The organism is Chitinophaga varians (assembly GCF_012641275.1).
GTDB lineage: Bacteria > Bacteroidota > Bacteroidia > Chitinophagales > Chitinophagaceae > Chitinophaga > Chitinophaga varians_A.
The window spans coordinates 1,602,637-1,621,754 of record NZ_JABAIA010000002.1 but is presented as its reverse complement, the minus strand read 5'-3'; the positions used below and the strand labels follow the sequence as shown (position 1 = coordinate 1,621,754).

15 protein-coding genes and 1 tRNA gene are annotated in these 19,118 nt (G+C 39.7%); 5 read left to right on the top strand and 11 right to left on the bottom strand.

The window, feature by feature from the left end:
* Positions 1-29 precede the first annotated feature (29 nt).
* From HGH92_RS21210 to HGH92_RS21200, 3 genes are read left to right on the top strand one after another with little or no spacing between them, the layout of a single operon-like run.
* On the top strand, positions 30-3,416 hold the full coding sequence (locus tag HGH92_RS21210) for a SusC/RagA family TonB-linked outer membrane protein (RefSeq protein WP_168872747.1): 3,387 nt from the start codon (positions 30-32) through the stop codon (positions 3,414-3,416).
* A gap of 11 nt (positions 3,417-3,427) precedes the next feature.
* A complete protein-coding gene (locus HGH92_RS21205) occupies positions 3,428-4,864 on the top strand; it encodes a RagB/SusD family nutrient uptake outer membrane protein (protein WP_168872746.1) in 1,437 nt (478 codons plus the stop codon).
* 25 nt (positions 4,865-4,889) lie between these two features.
* On the top strand, positions 4,890-6,194 hold the full coding sequence (locus tag HGH92_RS21200) for a thioredoxin family protein (RefSeq protein ID WP_168872745.1): 1,305 nt from the start codon (positions 4,890-4,892) through the stop codon (positions 6,192-6,194).
* 53 nt (positions 6,195-6,247) lie between these two features.
* Here HGH92_RS21200 and HGH92_RS21195 read toward each other — a convergent pair whose 3' ends face one another.
* From HGH92_RS21195 to HGH92_RS21150, 10 genes are all read right to left on the bottom strand, one after another.
* Positions 6,248-8,902, bottom strand: a complete 2,655-nt coding sequence (locus tag HGH92_RS21195; RefSeq protein ID WP_168872744.1) for an alpha/beta hydrolase family protein — start codon at positions 8,900-8,902, stop codon at positions 6,248-6,250.
* A gap of 82 nt (positions 8,903-8,984) precedes the next feature.
* The gene (locus tag HGH92_RS21190; RefSeq protein ID WP_168872743.1) at positions 8,985-11,603 is read right to left on the bottom strand and encodes a prolyl oligopeptidase family serine peptidase; all 2,619 of its coding nucleotides are present in this window, start codon (positions 11,601-11,603) and stop codon (positions 8,985-8,987) included.
* A gap of 233 nt (positions 11,604-11,836) precedes the next feature.
* Positions 11,837-12,076 (bottom strand): hypothetical protein, encoded by a 240-nt coding sequence (locus HGH92_RS21185; protein WP_168872742.1) that lies wholly within the window; start codon positions 12,074-12,076, stop codon positions 11,837-11,839.
* A gap of 569 nt (positions 12,077-12,645) precedes the next feature.
* Positions 12,646-13,140: a peroxiredoxin family protein gene (locus HGH92_RS21180; protein WP_168872741.1), complete on the bottom strand. Its 495-nt coding sequence runs from the start codon at positions 13,138-13,140 to the stop codon at positions 12,646-12,648.
* Positions 13,141-13,149: 9 nt separating this feature from the next.
* Positions 13,150-14,712: a hypothetical protein gene (locus tag HGH92_RS21175; protein ID WP_168872740.1), complete on the bottom strand. Its 1,563-nt coding sequence runs from the start codon at positions 14,710-14,712 to the stop codon at positions 13,150-13,152.
* A gap of 499 nt (positions 14,713-15,211) precedes the next feature.
* Positions 15,212-15,445, bottom strand: coding sequence for a hypothetical protein (locus HGH92_RS21170; protein ID WP_168872739.1), 234 nt, complete (start codon positions 15,443-15,445; stop codon positions 15,212-15,214).
* Between the two features lie 103 nt (positions 15,446-15,548).
* Positions 15,549-15,914 carry a helix-turn-helix transcriptional regulator gene (locus HGH92_RS21165; RefSeq protein ID WP_168872738.1) on the bottom strand — a complete coding sequence of 122 codons (366 nt, stop codon included), beginning with the start codon at positions 15,912-15,914 and terminating at the stop codon, positions 15,549-15,551.
* Positions 15,915-16,100: 186 nt separating this feature from the next.
* Positions 16,101-16,730, bottom strand: a complete 630-nt coding sequence (locus HGH92_RS21160; RefSeq protein ID WP_168872737.1) for a hypothetical protein — start codon at positions 16,728-16,730, stop codon at positions 16,101-16,103.
* Between the two features lie 343 nt (positions 16,731-17,073).
* A complete protein-coding gene (locus HGH92_RS21155; RefSeq protein WP_168872736.1) occupies positions 17,074-17,613 on the bottom strand; it encodes a hypothetical protein in 540 nt (179 codons plus the stop codon).
* Positions 17,614-17,677: 64 nt separating this feature from the next.
* Positions 17,678-17,762: transfer RNA gene (locus HGH92_RS21150), tRNA-Ser, on the bottom strand.
* 58 nt (positions 17,763-17,820) lie between these two features.
* Between HGH92_RS21150 and HGH92_RS34055 the strand changes: the two genes are divergently transcribed.
* Together HGH92_RS34055 and HGH92_RS21145 are read left to right on the top strand one after the other, a co-directional pair.
* Entirely contained in the window at positions 17,821-17,952 is a 132-nt protein-coding gene (locus HGH92_RS34055) for a hypothetical protein (protein ID WP_262888794.1), read from the top strand.
* A gap of 43 nt (positions 17,953-17,995) precedes the next feature.
* Positions 17,996-18,436 (top strand): acyl-CoA thioesterase, encoded by a 441-nt coding sequence (locus HGH92_RS21145; protein WP_211092681.1) that lies wholly within the window; start codon positions 17,996-17,998, stop codon positions 18,434-18,436.
* On the opposite strand, the gene HGH92_RS21140 is transcribed toward HGH92_RS21145, so the two are convergent.
* On the bottom strand, positions 18,431-18,967 hold the full coding sequence (locus tag HGH92_RS21140; protein WP_168872735.1) for an AAA family ATPase: 537 nt from the start codon (positions 18,965-18,967) through the stop codon (positions 18,431-18,433). The two genes, HGH92_RS21145 and HGH92_RS21140, sit on opposite strands and share 6 nt — an antisense overlap.
* Between the last annotated feature and the right edge of the window lie 151 nt (positions 18,968-19,118).

The following is a 19,118-nucleotide window of genomic DNA, read 5'->3' as shown; positions in this document are numbered from 1 at the left end:
TTTTTCACAATTTTCAACCAAACAAAGATATGGAATATAAAGTACCCACCAAGGTGGGATTGGATATTTCTTTTCGAAAAATCCCCTCCCGACAGAGCCGTCACGCTCTCAAAATCATAGTGGCCATGAAACTAATCGCATTACTGTTTTTATTCAACCTGCAGGTTACCGCCAGCGTTTATTCACAACGGATATCCCTTACCGCCTCCAACACACCACTGCGGGAAGTGCTCCAGGCCGTCCGGAAACAAAGCGGCTACTCCTTCTTCGTGGAGTCCGATAACCTCCGCGACTCTAAGCCGGTCAACCTACAGCTCATGGAGAACTCCGTCCCCGAAGCCCTGGACAAGATCTTCGAAAATCAGCCCTTCACCTATACTATAGAAAACAACGTTATTGTTGTTACGCGGAAACTGCGTACCAACCTTTCAGCAGCTGATTTTCTTACGTTCGATAACGGAGGCCCCGACTCCACCAAAGTAGTATATGTACAAGGCCGCGTACAGGATGATAAAGGCCAGCCGCTCGTAGGCGTGAGCATCCGCGTAAAAGGCGGTGGCACCGGTACGGTTACCAAACCTGATGGCACTTATACATTGAAGACAAATGCTGCGGCAACGCTGGTGTTTAGCTATATCGGGTATTTGTCCCGGGAAGTAAAAGCTTCGCAGGGATCAATAGACGTAGTGCTAAAGCAGTTGAACACGGCGCTGGACCAGGTGCAGGTTATTGCGTATGGGACGACGACGAAGAGGACGAGTACAAGTAACATAGCTACCGTGAATGCGGAAACCATAGAAAGGCAACCTGTATCAAATCCCCTACTTGCGTTGCAAGGAAGGGTACCGGGTCTATTTATCCAACAAACATCAGGAATTTCCGCAGGCAATGTAAATGTGACCGTACAAGGAATCAATAGCCTACGACAGGGGACAGAGCCATTCTATGTAGTCGATGGAGTGCCATATACTCCAAGAAATCTTAGTCCGACGCTGATGGGAGGAGCCATTCCGGGAATTGGAGGAAGTACACTAGCATACATTAATCCGAGTGACATCGAAAGTATCACTGTGCTAAAAGATGCAGACGCCACCGCCATATATGGATCCAGAGCAGCCAATGGAGCTATTCTAATTACTACTAAAAAAGGGAAAGCTGGCGTGACGAAAGTAAATCTAGACTTACAAACAGGATGGGGAAGAATCCCTAAAATGAATCTACTAAAAACAAAAGATTACCTTTCATTACGCCTAGAAGGGAAAAAGAACGATAACTCTTCAATTTCTTCATCCGATTATGACATAAATGGTGTGTGGGATTCAACCAGAAACACGGATTGGCAAAAAGAACTTGTGGGAGGTACCGCGAGATTTACTAACCTTCAAACCTCCATATCCGGAGGAGGTGACAATACTCAATTCTTAGCGGGCGGAGGATATTTAAAAGAAACCACAGTCTATCCTGGTGATTTTTCGGACGTAAAAGCCAATGTTCATTTTAACATTTTTCATAATTCAAATAATAGAAAATTCAAAATCAGCGTATCGGGAACCTATTTGCAAGATGATAACAACTTAGCGACAGGAGATTTAATGTCCCAAGCACTAACGCTCCCCCCAGACGCTCCTCCCCTTTACAATAGCGATGGTAGCTTGAACTGGGGTAAGATACCTGGAACTAACACCTACACCTTTAACAATCCTCTGGCGGCCTTATTGAGAACATACAAAGGCAGCACCAATAATATTATTGGAAATACAAACCTAAGTTATTTAATTTTACCTGGCCTCGAACTAAGCACTTCATTAGGTTATAATCGTATTCAGAGCAATGAAATAACTCTCACACCACAGGCAAGTTTTAGTCCAGCAACAACGGTTAATATAAGGAGCTCCTCAACAGCCAATAAGTCTATTACATCGTGGCTCATAGAACCTCAAATAAAATACAAAAGAGACTTCAAAATAGGAAATTTTGAGCTTCTGACAGGCAGTTCCTTTCAGCAAGTCAAAAATTCTGTTTTAGCAATAACCGGAAGCGGATACACTAACGATGCTCAACTACAAAACATTCAATCTGCACCAAATCTATCCATAAATAGCAATCTGCAATCCACGTATCGATATAATGGAATATTCGGTAGGCTAATTTACAATTATAATGATAAATATGTTGTAACTCTTGCCGGGAGAAGAGATGGAACGAGCCGCTTTGGTTCTTCTAATAGGTTTGCTAACTTCTATTCGGTTGCAACAGGATGGATTTTTAGTGAGGAACAATTCGTTAAAAACAACACCAGTATTCTCAGTTTTGGCAAATTACGACTCTCTTATGGAACAACTGGTAATGATCAAATACCCGATTATGCTTATCTAACTCTATACAATAACGTATTCACCACTGTCCCATATCAGCAAACAGTTGGCCTCCAACCATCTGGGCATTCCAACCCATATTTGCAGTGGGAGCTAACAAAAAAGTTGAATATAGGGATAGATCTAGGTATACTTAATAATGCCGTCTTATTTACTGGTAATTTCTTTGTGAACCGTTCATCTAACCAGCTAATTAATTACCCCTTAGGAAGTATTACCGGATTCGCATTTATCAATCAAAATATTGACGCCACAATTCAAAACAAAGGATTAGAATTACAAATAGATGCACATCCAATAAGAAATAAGCAAATTAACTGGGATATATCAGCTAACATCACAATTCCGGAGAATAAAATCGTGAGATTCGAAAACCTAGACAAGACAACCCTAGCGCAAACCTATGTGATTGGACGAGCGGTAAATATCGTAAAGGTGTATCCATACCTAGGTGTCAGTCCACAAAGTGGTCTCTACGAATTCCAAACCGCTAGTGGTAAAAGAACTTCCGATGTCAATTCACTGACAATAAAAGATCGAACTCAAATAGTAGATATCAATCCAAGATACTTTGGCGGCATTTCGAATACAGTTAGCGTTAAGAGATTCACTCTAGACTTCTTATTTCAATTCGTAAAACAAACGGGATTCAGTGACAGACTAACATTATTAGGCATGCCAGGATCTATGAGAAATATGCCAACATCTGTAAACGACAGATGGAAAAGTATAAATGACATTGCAACATACCAAAAATCGGGACTGAGCAATAACGCAGTAAATGCATACAATGCATTATTTACCGTCAGCGAATCACAATACGAAGATGCCTCGTTCATCAGATTAAGAAACATCAGCTTACAGTATAGCATGTCCGAAAACTGGCTTAAAAAAGCTAAAATAAAGTCCTCGAAGTTGTTTATTCAAGGGCAAAATCTACTAACGATAAGCAACTATTTTGGGACAGACCCTGAATCCCAACACATCGGATCTCTGCCCCCACTTCGCGTTGTTACAATAGGAATCAGCCTAATCCTCTAAAACATTAAAATATGAAACCAAAATCCACAATATATTATATCGCTATCTTAACCATTATCACATACACCAGTTGCAAGAAATTTCTGGAAATACCCGCCCCTGTTACAAGCATCAACACCGAGAACGTATATCAATATGACAATACTGCGGCGGCTGTTGTTACTGGAATATATGCGCAGATGATGTTTAATGATTTTAATTCTGGGGGCATTACCTCCATTTCATTTTTACAAGAACTAGCCGCCGACAATCTTGTTTTAGCGGATATCAACCAAGCTGAATTTCTAAATATATGGAGAAATGGCCTGGGACCAGACTATACGAGCTCAAGAAGCACCGGAAACTACATGACCAACCTATACCCTAGGATATATACAATAAATGCAGCTCTTGATGGAATAAATAAAAGTCAGTCATTAACCATGCAGGTAAAAAACAGATTACTTGGCGAGCTATACTTTCTACGCGCCTTCTACTACTTCTATCTCGTAAATATATTTGGTGATATTCCAATAGTATTAACAACAGATTACACGACAAACTCTGTTATTAGCAGATCTCCATCTTCAGCTGTCTATAAACAAATCCTAAGTGACCTACAATCATCGAAATCTCTTTTAGATGACAACTATGTCGATGGAACAATATTAACATCAACAACTGAGAGGATCAGGCCAAATCGCTCTGCTGCACTGGGAATGCTATCAAGAGTCCAACTATATATGAAGAATTTTTCGGAAGCAGAAGCAGCAGCTACTGAGGTTATAAATAAACAAAGCACATATAGTTTAATAGGGCTTGATTCCGTGTTCAAGAAAAACAGCAAGGAGACAATATGGGCTTTACAACCAACCAAAACTGGGTTCAACACAGACGAGGCTAATACTTTTATACTCACAAGCGCTCCAGGACCTGGAAGTTCCAGGATTGTCTACGCTTCACCCTCACTAGTAAACAGCTTCGAAAGGGACGACAAAAGACTTTCAAAATGGATGGGGAACATCGCATCTGGCACACAAAACTTTCCTTTTTTTGCAAAGTATAAGGCGCTTGCAAATAGCGGCAGCATCACAGAATACTGCATAGTTCTACGCCTTTCTGAATTATATCTAATTCGTTCTGAGGCTAGAATGGAACTTAACAATATCAGTGGATCGCTAGAAGACTTAAACATAATTCGCTCTAGGGCCGGCCTTCCGACATTCACTACCTCAACTAAACAGGCGCTCCGGACTGCAATTTTTCATGAACGGAGGGTTGAGCTATTTGAAGAGTGGGGACACAGATGGTTTGACCTAACACGCAGTGGAACCATGGATGAATCGATGCAAAATGCTGAGATGTATAAAGGAGGTGTATGGGCATCATATAAATCATTCTATCCAATACCTAATAGCGAAATACTTCGCGATAAAAACCTGACGCAGAACCCTGGATATCAGAATTAAAAACTAGACTATTAAAAGTAAAAAAATGAAAAAAATATTAATTCTACTTTTAACAACTATGCCTTTATTGGCTCCAGCACAGGAAACAAAAATAAATTTCACAGATGAACCCAGCTGGGACAAAATCCTAAGCATGGCAAAATCAGAAAAAAAATCGATACTCTTGGATGTGTATGCGACTTGGTGTATTCCATGCAAAAAAATGGAAAAAGAAGTATACACATTGGACTCGATAGGAGAATATATCAATCGGTATTTCATCTCACTAAAAATTCAGATCGACTCAAACAAGAACGATAATGAAAACATAAAAAAAAAGTACTATATATCAAAAAGTATAAAAGACAAATTTAAAGTCACTAGTGTCCCCTCAATCATATTTCTTGATTCAAATGGCATTCTTCTACATAGAAGCTTAGGATACATGAATGCCGATCAGTTTCTCTCAGTCTGTCGAGTGGCAACCAATCCACTGACCAACTATGCAGGCAAAAGGGATAAATTTATAAAGAATCTACTTTCGCCTTCTGAACTTATGGATTATGCCCTTGAGCTCAACCTTTACCACGAAGACTCATTGGCCCAAATAGTAACGCAATTCTACAAGAAAAATTATCTTAACCTCGGTAATCCCAATGATATACTCACACCCCAGTTTCCGAGACTGTTACTAAAGTATCCAACGTTACTATCAAGCCAAGACAAATTAGTAAGATATATATACCAGAATCCGGGAGAATCAGACAGACGAGTCGCTGTAAAAGGTTTTTCGCATCAACTTCTAGATTACTTAATAACTAGAGACGTCGTCAAACCAAAATTAGAGGGAAAAACTAGAAATAATAGACCGGCCACAAAATCTACCTGGCGTTCGATTAAAAAAGAGATCGAAAATACATGGGACATTCAGACTGCTGATAGAGTAATTGAAAAGAATAAAACTATATGGTATACTCAAAAAAAAGATTGGAAAAAACTTATTAAACTAAAAATGAAGACTTTTGACGATAGCAGCTTTATTACCGACTCTTGGAAAGCATACGAAGTGAATGAATTTGTATGGAACGTCGTCTTTAAACACAGTAAAAATGTAAACACGCTAAAAAAAGCATCTCAATACATGAAACAAATCACAAAACAGTATCCGGAAAACCATGCAGCGATTGACACTTATGCAAATGTACTATACAAACTCGGGAAAAAAGAGGAAGCCTTATCGACAGAAAAAAAAGCGCTATATATTGCAGAAAAGAGTATGCTTAATGAAGATGCAAATGTATATAAAGAGACAATAAAAAAAATAGAATTGAATATTCCAACATGGCAATAAGGTGACTGAAATGTAAAAATGTAGCGTGGTAAGTTGGAAATCTCGAGGGAAGGTCAATCATCAATACCGACATGTCGTTTCATCCATTCTGGCTTATTGTCATCTTTCAAAAAATAACCTAAAAAGGAATACATCTTTTTCTTATAGTCAATTATATTCATTTTTTTTGTTAATACATGGCCTTCCCCTTTGTAAGATAATAACCAAACAGGCTTTCTTAACTCTCTAAGTAAGATGAACAAACTCAGGCTTTGGCTAAAGTCAATCTGCGTATCATTTTCATTATGCATCAGCAAAATAGGTGTTCTGATGTCTTTGGCCACATAAAGAGGGGAGAGAGACAAATATAAATCAGGACGATCAGCAAATGATTCGCCTATCTTAAAGGGGCCAAGCTGAGAATAAGAAAATCTATCATCACCGTTTGCTGCCAATGAAAACGAATAAGAGACCATATCACTATTAGCTGCCGCAGAAATAGCGGCAGCAATATGACAACTGATATGGGAAATAACATAATTTGTCTCCCAACCACCAAAACTATGACCGGTCATCGCGATCCTATTAAAATCAATCCAGCCAAACTGCTTCAAATGAGAGAGCGCTGCTGTAATGGAGCGTATCAATCCCGATCCAGCCTCCCCCGGTCGGGAGCGAATATCAGGAATAAACACAAGATAGTTATTGCTCACGAGGTATGCTATATCTATATCAGCCCCATTTAAAACTACGGGTGGAAAGGAATTAATTTCATTACTTTTTATTTCGTAATAATTAAAGACAATTGGATACCGCATAGAAGATTTGAAATTTTCCGGCTTATATAAAATCCCTTGACACTCAAGTCCATCGCTATCAAAATACGTATGCAGCTCCGCAGTCAACCAATTCCTACCAACCTGTGGTTGAACATTTGAAAGACGAACAAAATTCTTCAGATCTTTGCTAAAAAAGTAATTGGGAGCATCGTCATATTTTTCAATCCTGAGTAAAAAACCTTTTTCCTTTTTTGACTCTACCAACCGGGCTTTATCTATTTTGTATTTGTACATCCCAGTGCCCACGGAGATTGGGCCCATTGACAACTTACAGAGGTTGAAACGACCATTTATACTAAGGTTATAAAAACCAAAATCTTTACTTTTATAACTAAATGCTTTTAAAATAATGTCATTAACATCCCGATGATAGTGCCCCCCGCCCACCTCAACATTTTCAACAATTGGCAAAAATACTACAGAATCTTTTCTTCCTCTCCCTGCAGTCAAATTCTTGGGTTCTCCTTCTCCATCAAGTGGTAAACTCCAAATATCATACGAATCGCTCACCAACACACGCTTTCTTCTCATATCCCATCCTACAATCTTTCCCGCATACTGTGCATAATTTGGATAACTCAACTTCCCAACGTCCAATAACTCACAGGACAGATCTTTACTAATCGAAGTTTTTCTTCCTTTTAAAAAATCAAATGAATAAAACTGTCTATCTTCAGCTTTATAATAGACCAAATATCTATCATCAGGAGAAAAAACAAACGTACTTATCAAAGGTATATTACTACTGTCAATAATAATCTTCTCCCCAGAACAACTATTACCAACTCCATAGTTATATCTGATACATTCTCCACCTTCGTCTATTTTCCTATCTCTCGTGAACACAAAATATTTACCTTTTGTATTGATAAAACTTATCGGTTCAAGTACTTCACTGTCTTCAACCAGCCGTAGTACTTTTTCGCCTTTTATAAGAACTGCAGAGAGATAAGTTCTTTTCCCAAAATTTGGAATATAGTCATTTGCCTTTCCTTTAAAAAAACTCAACAAGTACAAATCCTCAAAACTCCATATCTCAGGATTAGATAGATCCATTGAGGCTCTATGAAATTTTGTTTGCGAAAAAAAAAGCATTGTCCCGTCTCTACTAAATCCCCAATAATCATTGGGGGAAATATCTGTCTGGTCCACTAAGCCATTCGTCCTACTATTAACTAATTCTTTAGCAACAAACATGCTATCTGAAAAATACCATATACTCTTACCGACTCTATCTTGGCTAATAAATGCCAATTGCTTTCCAGATCGATCAAACGTAAAAAAATCCACGTCACCACCAATAAAAATGGTCTTACATGTCAATTTATCTAGTTCAACACAAAGTACTTTCATGTTGTTCTTATCATATCCACGCTTTTTTATAAAGAGTTTTTTTTTGTCAGGGCTAAGCTTAAATAGCACTACCGAATCATACTTTTCCAAGATATCGCCATCAGCTCCCATCAAGCGCAACATGTTTTCTTCCTGAGAAAAACATATAAGGTAATCCTTGTTAAATTGGGTAAAAAACGAATATTCATTTACACTAGCAATCTCAACAGTATTGCATTTTCTGTCTCTTAAATTTATCAGAACCAACGTATCTTTCCTTATACCAGCTAGCCAATTTCCTTTATCTGAAAAAAGAGGATTTCGAAGATTGCTAAACGAACGCCTTGTCGCTCCATCGGTGGAAACTATAATGAGCGATCCTTCATCATTAATATGATTTCTAACTTGATAACAGGCATACAAGCCATCATCACTGATTATACCATTATCAACATAATCCCACGTATCCCCCTCCTCCAATCCCAACGAAATCTTTTGGGAGAAGGCTTTACAAGAGAATATAATCGCTGTCAATAATATGATAACTACCTTAAACATCAGAGATATAGAGAACACCTAAATGCGAATTAAGTCTCTAAACCATTAATATCAGCTGCCACTCCTATCATAAACTATCTTGCTATTTCAATAACTTGTTTACACTCAAAATATTTGGTGATTTATTACACATCCAACTGGGAATTTTTTCACCTTTCAGATAATAGTTAAAAAACCCCATCATCTTTGCACTATAATCGAGAGCAGAATTACCATATACCGAGTGTCTTGCCCCTTCATACTGAAGCCAATATGAAATCTTTCCCAAACGTCTTAATCCTGTAAAAAACTCCACCCCTTGTGTTACAAGAACATCATCATCGCCGTTATTATGCATTATTAACATAGGTGTCGATACCTGATTTACCCGCATGACTGGGGAGTTTTCCAAATAAAGGTCCGGCCTTTCCCATAAGGTAGCCCCTATCCGATCGCGACTCAATTCAAACTGCCCCTGTCTAGAATATCCATTGCCAATAATTGACCCGTATGCACTCACGAAGTTAGTAAATCCAGCAGCAGAACATGCCGCTGCAAATCGTTGAGTATGCGTAACAATGTAATTCGTTTGAAATCCACCAAAACTGTGTCCTTGTAGTCCCATTTTTGTAGAGTCAACATAAGACAATTTGACAAGCTTATCAGCTGCTCCCATAATTGTGCTAAAAGAGCTTCTCCCAGGATATCCAATAGTAAAGTGAATATCAGGAACAAACACCAGATACCCATTGCTGACAAAATATGGGATATTAATCGGTCCCTCACAAGGGCCAGGCGTCCAATAAAAATGTAATGTTTCACTTATCTTTTCATAATAATAAAAAATCAAAGGATACTTCTTATTTGGATCGAAATTTTCGGGTTTAAACAATATGCCATCAGCATCTTTACCATCTAGTGTCTTGAAGCGAACTAACTCACTTGTAAGCCAATTATATTTCTTTTCAGGATAAACATTACTAATAGATTCAAAGTTAACAAAGTCCCGGGTTACATAGAAATTGGGGGAACTTGTAGCATTCATTTTCCTTACAAGATAGACCGAAGCACTATCAGCTTTAACTGGAAGTAACCTATCGACATACTTACTTTCCTCTGGCCCAGTAAAAATTGCCGCATCCATCACAAGTTTTTTTACTTCACCGCGCTTAGATTCTTCTATAGAATAAAAACCATCTTCTTTCGTCTTTCTGCTGAAGGCTGTCAAAATGACCTTCTTATTCTTCTGGTTGTTAGGAGGAAAGGCAAATCGAAAAACAATGTTGTTCCTCCGCCCGTATCCTCCTGTTAAACAAAATGGTTCATTATCTCCTTTAAGATCTACAACGAAAATATCATATTGGTCATATAAATATAGTTTACTCTCATCTGAACTAAATCCACCAATTCCGATATTATAATACTTTGCGGAAGGTATGTCATCATTATCGTATGAAGTCCACACAGCATCGACATTTCGGGTAAGCCGCCTTCTTTCTCCACTTCCGACATGATAACTAAAATAATCACTACTATCAGAATCGTAATACACGATCCATTTCCCCATAGGAGAGAGAATATATGATCTCGCGTCTAAATTAGGTCCATTAGTAATTTCGCTCCTAAGTCCATTCTTCAAATCCACCAAAACACAAGATGATCGGGCATTTCCGTTCCAATTCCACTCCCCTACATCACCACCTGAATATCGCAACAAAGCCATATTATTTTTCGCTTTAAAGTATAGCATCTCCCCTCTATTTTGTACTTTAAAAAAACGTTCATCCTTCAAATTCCATACAGCCAAATATTTATTTGCCCGACCACTATAGTCCGGCACACTCAGACGCGGGGATGCAAACGAATAAACAAGGGTCTTACTCTTGTTTGACTCATTCAGATTAGGTTTATCTTTCACCCATCCAAATACAAGATTCCCGTCTTCACTGAACTCATCTAATCCTCCAATATCATAGCCATCCAGCTTTAAATCCAAATCCTTTTTAACAGCTTTGGCAGAAATGGAATCACTATAATACCAGAGAGACTTTTCACCAGCACTAATGACAAGAAAAGCGATTTTGGATCCACTATTATCTAATGCCACACTAACCGGTTCATTTCCACGATACAAAATAAATGGATCCCTTCCATTCAAAACCATTTTTTTCAACTCGAAGTAGCCGGAATCAGACCTACTTTTGTAAAATATGTATCCTCTATCCTTTTGAACCCAGAAGTCGGATACATTATCTACCTTCCACATTAAATCGCCATCCAAATGGGCAACAACAAATTGCCCATCAGTACGTAGATAAAGAATATATTCCTTTCCCTCCGACTGCATTACAAAAAACTTCCTCACACTAGACACTTCATCTATTCTATCTTTACCCAATGAGACTATGGATATTCTGCCACCAACATGCTGACATACTAAAAACTTGCTATCACTAGTAAACAGAAATCGTAATGGATTATTCAACTCCTTGTTCCAAGAACTCTGAACATTTTTAACCACTAAGTTAGTATCACCTTTATAAAATGCTGTATATTTCCCATTCGCTGAAAGGGTGCCACGTCGAACAGAAACCCAGCTCTCTAAATCATTAATATCTAATGTTTTTTTTTGCGCATATAAAAAAGAATACATAAGCAACAGATACAATATAAATATTGCACATATGATATTTTTTTTCACTGCCAAAAGTAGAGCCTTCATGAATTATTACATTTACGATAAAAAAAGATAGAATCAAACATGATTCTTGTCTAAACATAATAATAAACAAAATACCACTCAAAAAGTGGTATCAAAAACAGAAAAGTTCACTCGAGCCACCATTGACAATCATTTAATGTAAAATAGTTAAGGCCTCTCAAAACATCCTGGAATACTATTAGACATTCTAAATGAAAGGCAGAAAGAAGAAACCTTCTTTCTGCCACGCACTATTAGTTATTAGGTGCTCTGAAAACATTGATTTTTTCGCAAGGTCCTGCTACTGTAGAAGCATAGTCATTGAATGACAAATCAGTACCTACTGTAGAAACGTGATCAATAGTTGTTTCGCAAAGGCCAGGTGTAGCGATAGGAACATACAACTTAGCAGCAACGCGAGCTTTAGATGCAACAGCACCAGCAACGATAGCAACAACAGCAACAGCTGACAGCAAAACTTTTACTTTTTTCATGGTTTTAAGTTTTAAAGAGAAGAAATAGTGCTTACTCTATTGTTGGGTTTTCAGCTTTCCCCAATCGAATACTATGGTGAGGGTACCTACTCATCATTAAATATTCAATTATTACAAAAGAATTTATATAAATGACATGTGTAATATTTTCAATAAATTACTTGTAAAATCTTTTATAATCTGCTAAACAACCTAATTAACAGCCCCTCGCACAGAACACCCAATCATCCAAGATATGCACATCCAGGAAATTTGTCGGGAAGCTAGTACACCCATTAAAAAATATTACTCACCTGTATATAGCATTTTATAATCGCACTGTGCGCTCAATGTGGTAGATGCATATGTTGCAAACATAGGAGACCCATTTGGCTCAAGCGTATAGTATTGCAATGCCAAAGTGCACCCAGCATCTGTATGATTTATATCTACAATCCACACTCGATCGAGCGTTCTGGCTTTTACGGTGACAATAACACTAGAAAAAACAGATAAAAATAAACAAACCAGAAAAATCCTAATTTTAGTCTTATCCATAAGTACACATTTAAAGAATAAGCAATGAATATCTAAAGTTCTTTTACCTGATCAAGAATCTCTTCTGCACTAGTTTGAAATCTAAAGACATAGCTCAACTTATGATCCTTCGAGTAAATACTTGTATGGGGAATATTTTTAAGATTAAAGTATCTAAAGTATACCGCTCCTGTATCTTTCCCGATAATTACATTAGGGTATTTACTTATCTGGTAATTCCTGCTGAACATATTCAAATCTCCAATCGAATCAATAGACAAAAAGACAAGCTGAATAGCCTTGAACTTTTCAATATTTTTTAAAATACTCTCCGTTTCCTTTCTACAATACGGGCAATAAGGGCTAAAAAAAAACAGCACTACTGGTTTTCCTGGGCTAACACTTCTAATATTAAAATAGCGAGCACTATCTAAAAGTTGGAGGTTAAGATCCATCAATACATCTCCTCTTTTGTCGTAGCCAACATCAGAAACCTGACCACATTGACAAAACAGAACCAATCCGAAGATTACACATATCCATTTCATAAAAAAAAATTAAATAGATACCTCTTGATTATCACTCTTAATTGTCTCTTCGCGCTGATCACCGGAACCTTTTAAGACAAAATCCAACAGCACAAAATTAATTGCGGTGCATAGTACCAAGGGAAAAATCTGAAACCGTAATGCAATAGGGGAAGCAAACACACTAAAGACTATATTTGTCATCCAGAAAAGAAAATACATTATCCAAAGCAGAAAAATCTTCCTATCTAATCTTCTTCCTTTTAAGACAAAAAACGAGACACTCAGCATAATAAAAACTGCATTCATTATTCCGCAGATATTCGGATACCATTCGAGTATACTAACGTGATTGTCCTTAAACCTCGTTTTAGCTTTATTATGCTTATAATCAAACCATGCCATAGCGACAGGAGGAATTGAATCCACTCTATATCCATAGGAGGACAAAAATTCCACCGGAGGAACATAAAATTTAATCAGATTTGGCCATAGATACATCCTTACAAATACACCTGGATAGGTCTTCATAAGCTCAATTCCGTACTCGTTATATAACGGAGCAACTTCAGACCACTTTCTAAATTCTGAAAACGTTGTATCTCCAACATGCATCCTATTCATATAAATTCGTAGGGGTGATGTCGGTTTCCACATGTATATGGTACTGACCCATAACATTTCCTCTGGAAACTTATTTAAAAAGGGACGTGTTGTATCAAAATATGCGCGAACATCTTTATCAAGTCCATGAAATTTCAAGGGAAGTTCTTTGCGTTTTGCAGGATCGACAAATTTATATGCATACATTGCGTTGTTAGCCATTTGCCACCCAGAGAATGGAGAGAACTGAATTCTCCCGGTTAACTTCTTATATTGCAAAGATGTAAATACAACAAACATCCCAATTAAGCCAAACATAAGTACCAATCCCACAACTTTCAAAGAAATATTACGTCTATCCAGCACAACAACAACAAGGGAAATCAGTGGATAATATAGCGCATTATACCTTACTATAAAGGCCATACAAACAAAAATGGAGTGAAAAACCCACAACCTGTAAGACGGCCTATTCAATATCCATATAAGGGTTGTAAACCAGCATATACTCAACCCCAAAAATAGACTATCGCTTGAAATGTAATTAGCTAGGTATAAAAAAATAGGGCTAGTTACCATTACACCCAACAGTGTCATCTGAATAATTTTATTAGGATTATAAAAATAGAACACACTAAACATCAACCATAGAATACTAAATTGAGTAAAAAAATATTGAAATACCACCAGACTATCCCCACCTATAAAAAAGACGCTAAATAGTCTTAAAAACTTAGCATAACCAATTGGATAAGTATTAATTTTAAGATTATAAAAAGCACTTTTTAGGTATTCGTACGAGTCTCCATTTATAAATGAAGGATAAGGATAAAAGTATTTAAATACAAACAATTGAACTATCATTGCTAAAAAACAAACAGCAATAGCTATCCGATATATTTTAGTCTGCAAAACGAAGTCTCTGAACGAAATATCTCGTATATCAGATTTATTTTTGTTATCAATTGCTAATTTTTCTCTTGTAATCATACTGGAAATGTTTATCAAGACATAAAAACCGCTATAACAACATAGCAAAATATGTTACATCGGAACCAACGTCCCTAAACAAAATGCTTAAAAATTTGATTTTATAATCCTTAAAACAATGAGCACACAACTCACATTAAAAAGTACACAACAACACCCATCGATATTTATAAAATTTTTAAGAGATGGATCAACCGAGGCAAAAATGAGGTTTATGAATTAGAGAAATACAGGGTTTCATAAAATTACTCCAGAAAAAATGATATAAGTCCTAACTATCAATATCATTTCTTGAGAAGATCTTTGTCTAATTAATGGCTATTTTCTTTATGCAATTTACTCAACCCTTCCTTTCGTTCCAACAACAACACAAAAACAAAAACCGTAATCTCTTTACCTAAACCGTAACACCACTTCCACCTTATCTCTTCTACCGATCCTGTCACATGAAAACAATAACTTCACGATGGAATCCGCTCCAAAACAACAAATCCATTATTTAGTTTACCACCTTTGTTGTAATTACAAGATCACAAGGCCCCGGCACATTCGTCGCCAAAAATCCAAACGTGGTAGTATTCAATATCGCCTTTCCTGGCACAGGTATATCACACTGGCCATTCACCAGGTTACGCGTATATATAACATGGTTATTCCGTGCCTTCAATGCCAACGAAGCCGAACCAACAACCCCCACAACAAGCGAGACAAAAAATACAATTAACTTCTTCATACAATAGGTATTTAAAAAAGGAAAAAGACAGATCATACGCGCACGACAGTACACCACCGGCATAGCCATGCGACAATTCTTCAAAGCTCTTAAAAAGGAATCCTCACTGCCACTTCACCTCGCCCGGCGTCTCCTGGAACACACGATGAAACGCCCGTGCGAAGCTGCCTGAAGTACTATACCCTAAAGTAATAGCCACCTCTTTCACCTGGTGATCTTCCTGTAGTAGTTTTTTGGCATAGTTCATAGCGCGTTCAAGTTGATACTGATAAATCGTTACGTGGTAGAGCATTTTAAATCCTTTAGTCAGTTTGCTTTCACTAAGACCCGAGAAGTGGACCAGGTGCTGTATATCTATTCTTTTTGGGGGCTGTTCGTCGATGAATGCTTTGGTCTTAATAATAGCTTTCTCTTGGAACTTTGTCAGTTTCATCAATTGATGGTTATGAGGGTATTGGCAATACATCATGCGATATACGTTTTACTCTAAAGTTGCAATCGCAATTAAAAGTTAGGACTTTTTTGTCGGATTTTCAATAGGAAAGTCAAGTTTTTTAAGCAACCGAAACCGGCTGCATAATAGTCGCAGCAAGGGTTACAGGAGGAAAAGCAGGGAGAGAACTCCCCGCCTGTTGCTTGTTGAGTCGATAATAAGTCACCGGACTGTCCACGGTTTGTCGAAGCTCAGATACTGATCGTAGGAGATCAATTGCCAGTTGAGCAGTACGATGCCGCTGTCTTCGAGGAGACGTAGCGCGCTGACGGTAGTGAGTGGATGCTGGGAGGAGACGTCTTCCACGAAACGGCCGTCGCTACGTTGGTAGGTGAACCAGTAGTAATGCGTCGTGGAGTGGTCCGGGCATAGCTCTGCCAGGGGCATGGGCCGGTGGATACCGTTGATGCGCAGGGGTTGGTCCAGCAGCAACGAATAATAATGTTGCAGTTCGTGCAGCTCTTCCATCACCAGGGGTTCTGATTGGTCGTCATATACGTCTTCGACGTAGTAGCCGTTGCCCAGGCGCTGCAGCCGGAGACCGTTGCCGGCTCCGTACAGTCCTTTCTTACCGGCGATAGGTTTGAAGCCGGCGAGTTGCAGTACCCTTGGTGTAAGCGGCACACCTGTTACGTCTTTGAAATGTATCCAGACGGTGCGACCGCCTTCCGGTGCATCTGCCAGCAACAGTTCATCTTTTTCCGCGTTGATATCACGGACGAACATCACGCCGGCATCAACATGCAGCGGACAGTCCACTACGTCGCCGATACTAAATTGTTCTTTGTTCATAAGTACGATTTATGTGTACAAGCGCAAATATAGTGGTTGCATCCATATCTCCAAACACAAGACAGAAAAGCACCATCGGTTACGAATACCGGAATTGACACAAATAAAATCAGTATGATTTTTAAGATATTAAATTGATTAGGAAAACTTACAAAACAACACTTTTTGAACCAAGACAATAATGAAGATATAAGATTGATCGAAAAATTATCTTTCAACTTTTTGAAAAAAAATTTTGAGGAAGGAGGTCATCAAACAATAAAGGAGCGCCAAAAACTAAAACGCAATAAAAAACCCACTGGCATATGTCGTACCAGTGGGTTTGTATCCTAAGAAAAATTACTCAATAAGCATTATTCACCGTCAGCTCATACGTCGCTTTGGCTGAGGGTATCCCTCCCAGCACTTCCAGCTTCTTGGTCAGCGTCGTTGCAGGCAGGCTGATATGAAACTTGCCGTCTTTGTCTTTGGTAACGGTGGCCGTGGCGGCAGTACCGCCATAGGAGTACATCACAGCGCCGGTGTTCACAGCAGTGCCGACGGTGCAGTTGATAACGATGGTCCTGTTGGTGGCGTTGGCTGCCAGCATTTCTTCAGTACCGAGGGTATACTGCCCTTCGCCGAGGTTGCCGTGAAAAACGATGGTCAGCGAGCTGCCGGAGAAGGCGCCATAGTTACCGCCATTGCCGGCGGTGCTGACAGCGATAGACGTGATGTTGCCATCGGCGGAAGATGTCTGGACAGAGGAAGCTTTCACATAACTATATTCCCCCAGTTTCCAGGTGGCATCACCTTCAGGGGATACGTTGTTGTCACTTTTTTTACCGCAGGAGAACAAGACAGCTGAGAACAATACCAGCAGAAGAGGTGAGATTTTTTTCATGATATGATTTCGGGTTAAAAAGAAAAAAGCCCCGCTGTTTTGCAACAACAGAGCTTAAAGCTTGCGGAGAGTCAGGGATTCGAACCCCGGGACCTGTTACAGTCAACAGTTTTCAAGACTGCCGCAATCGACCGCTCTGCCAACTCTCCGTGAGACCGCAAATGTATAAAAGGGAATGAAGTAAAAAAAATTTTCAGCCGTTTTTTTTTGAAAAATTATATCCCGGAGCCACCGCCCCTGCTGCCGGACAGCGGCCAAAACACCGCCAGAACGGCCATGACGGACAGTTCCAGCACCGGTACATTTTTATCATTATATACCACCCTGAACAACAAGTAATTAGCCCCGCTGGCAAACATATTCCTTTTCCGTAATTTTAAAGATGGACAATATATTCTTTGAAGGCCCTGTCATGTGGTCACAAATAGACGCTAATATGCACCTGCGGCACTCCGCCTATGCCGATTTTGCCGCCCAGGCCCGCCTGGCCATGCTGGAGAAAGCGGGCATGGACGCCCGGCACTTCCAGGAGCTGCACATCGGCCCCATCCTCTTCCGGGAAGAAACCATCTACCTCCGGGAGGCAGGCCCCCACGACTCCCTGCGCGTTACCTGCGAGCTGACCAAATGCCGCCCCGACGGCTCCCGCTGGTCCGTACGCCATGAGATATACCGAAAAGACGGCATCAAATCAGCCGTGGTGAATGTGGACGGCGCCTGGATAGATACGAAGCTCCGGAAGCTGGCAGCCCTGTCAGGCGAACTGATGGAGAAATTCACCTCCCTTCCCCGTAGCGAGGACTTCACGGAAACCACCTCATAAATTGGCCAGTACAAAAGCCACCCTGCCGGTAACACTGGCAAAAGGCACCGCCAGCAGCTCATACCCGTAAGCGGTATAAGCCGCCTGCATGGCGTCATAGGTGGCCACGGCCGTGGCATAGTCCTGCTTGCGCTCCGTATCGCCCTGGTAAATCTCCTCCCAGGGCGGAAAGATAAAAACACGCGGATGGTACCGCAGGGTGGCGGCATATTCCTCCAGTACCGCCGGTACCGGCAGGTTTTCCAATACGGAATAGCCTATCAGGTCGGGAATGCCCCGGTCGAAGAATACCGGCTGCCCGTTACCTGGCTGCTGTTCAAAATCCTGCAGGGCTGCTGCCAGCATCCTGTCGCGGAATAATTCCTTATCGGCCCAGGGCAATGCCGTTCCTCCGCTGGCTACCTGCTCCTGGATAATCTGTCTGCCGGATTCCGGCACGACCGGAAACCCCTTTGCTGCTAAGGCAGTAATCACCGATGTTTTGCCCGCACCGGGGCCACCGGTAAATACATACCCGTTCTGTCTGATCATAGCAATAAATAAAATGGAAAATAAAAAGATGGCTGGAAGAAGGAGGCTACAAACATACAACATTATCACAACGTGACCCAGGGCTGAAGCCCTGGAAAAGGCAACAAACAATGGACGAAAGCCAATCATCCGTCAGATGATGTCTTTGGGG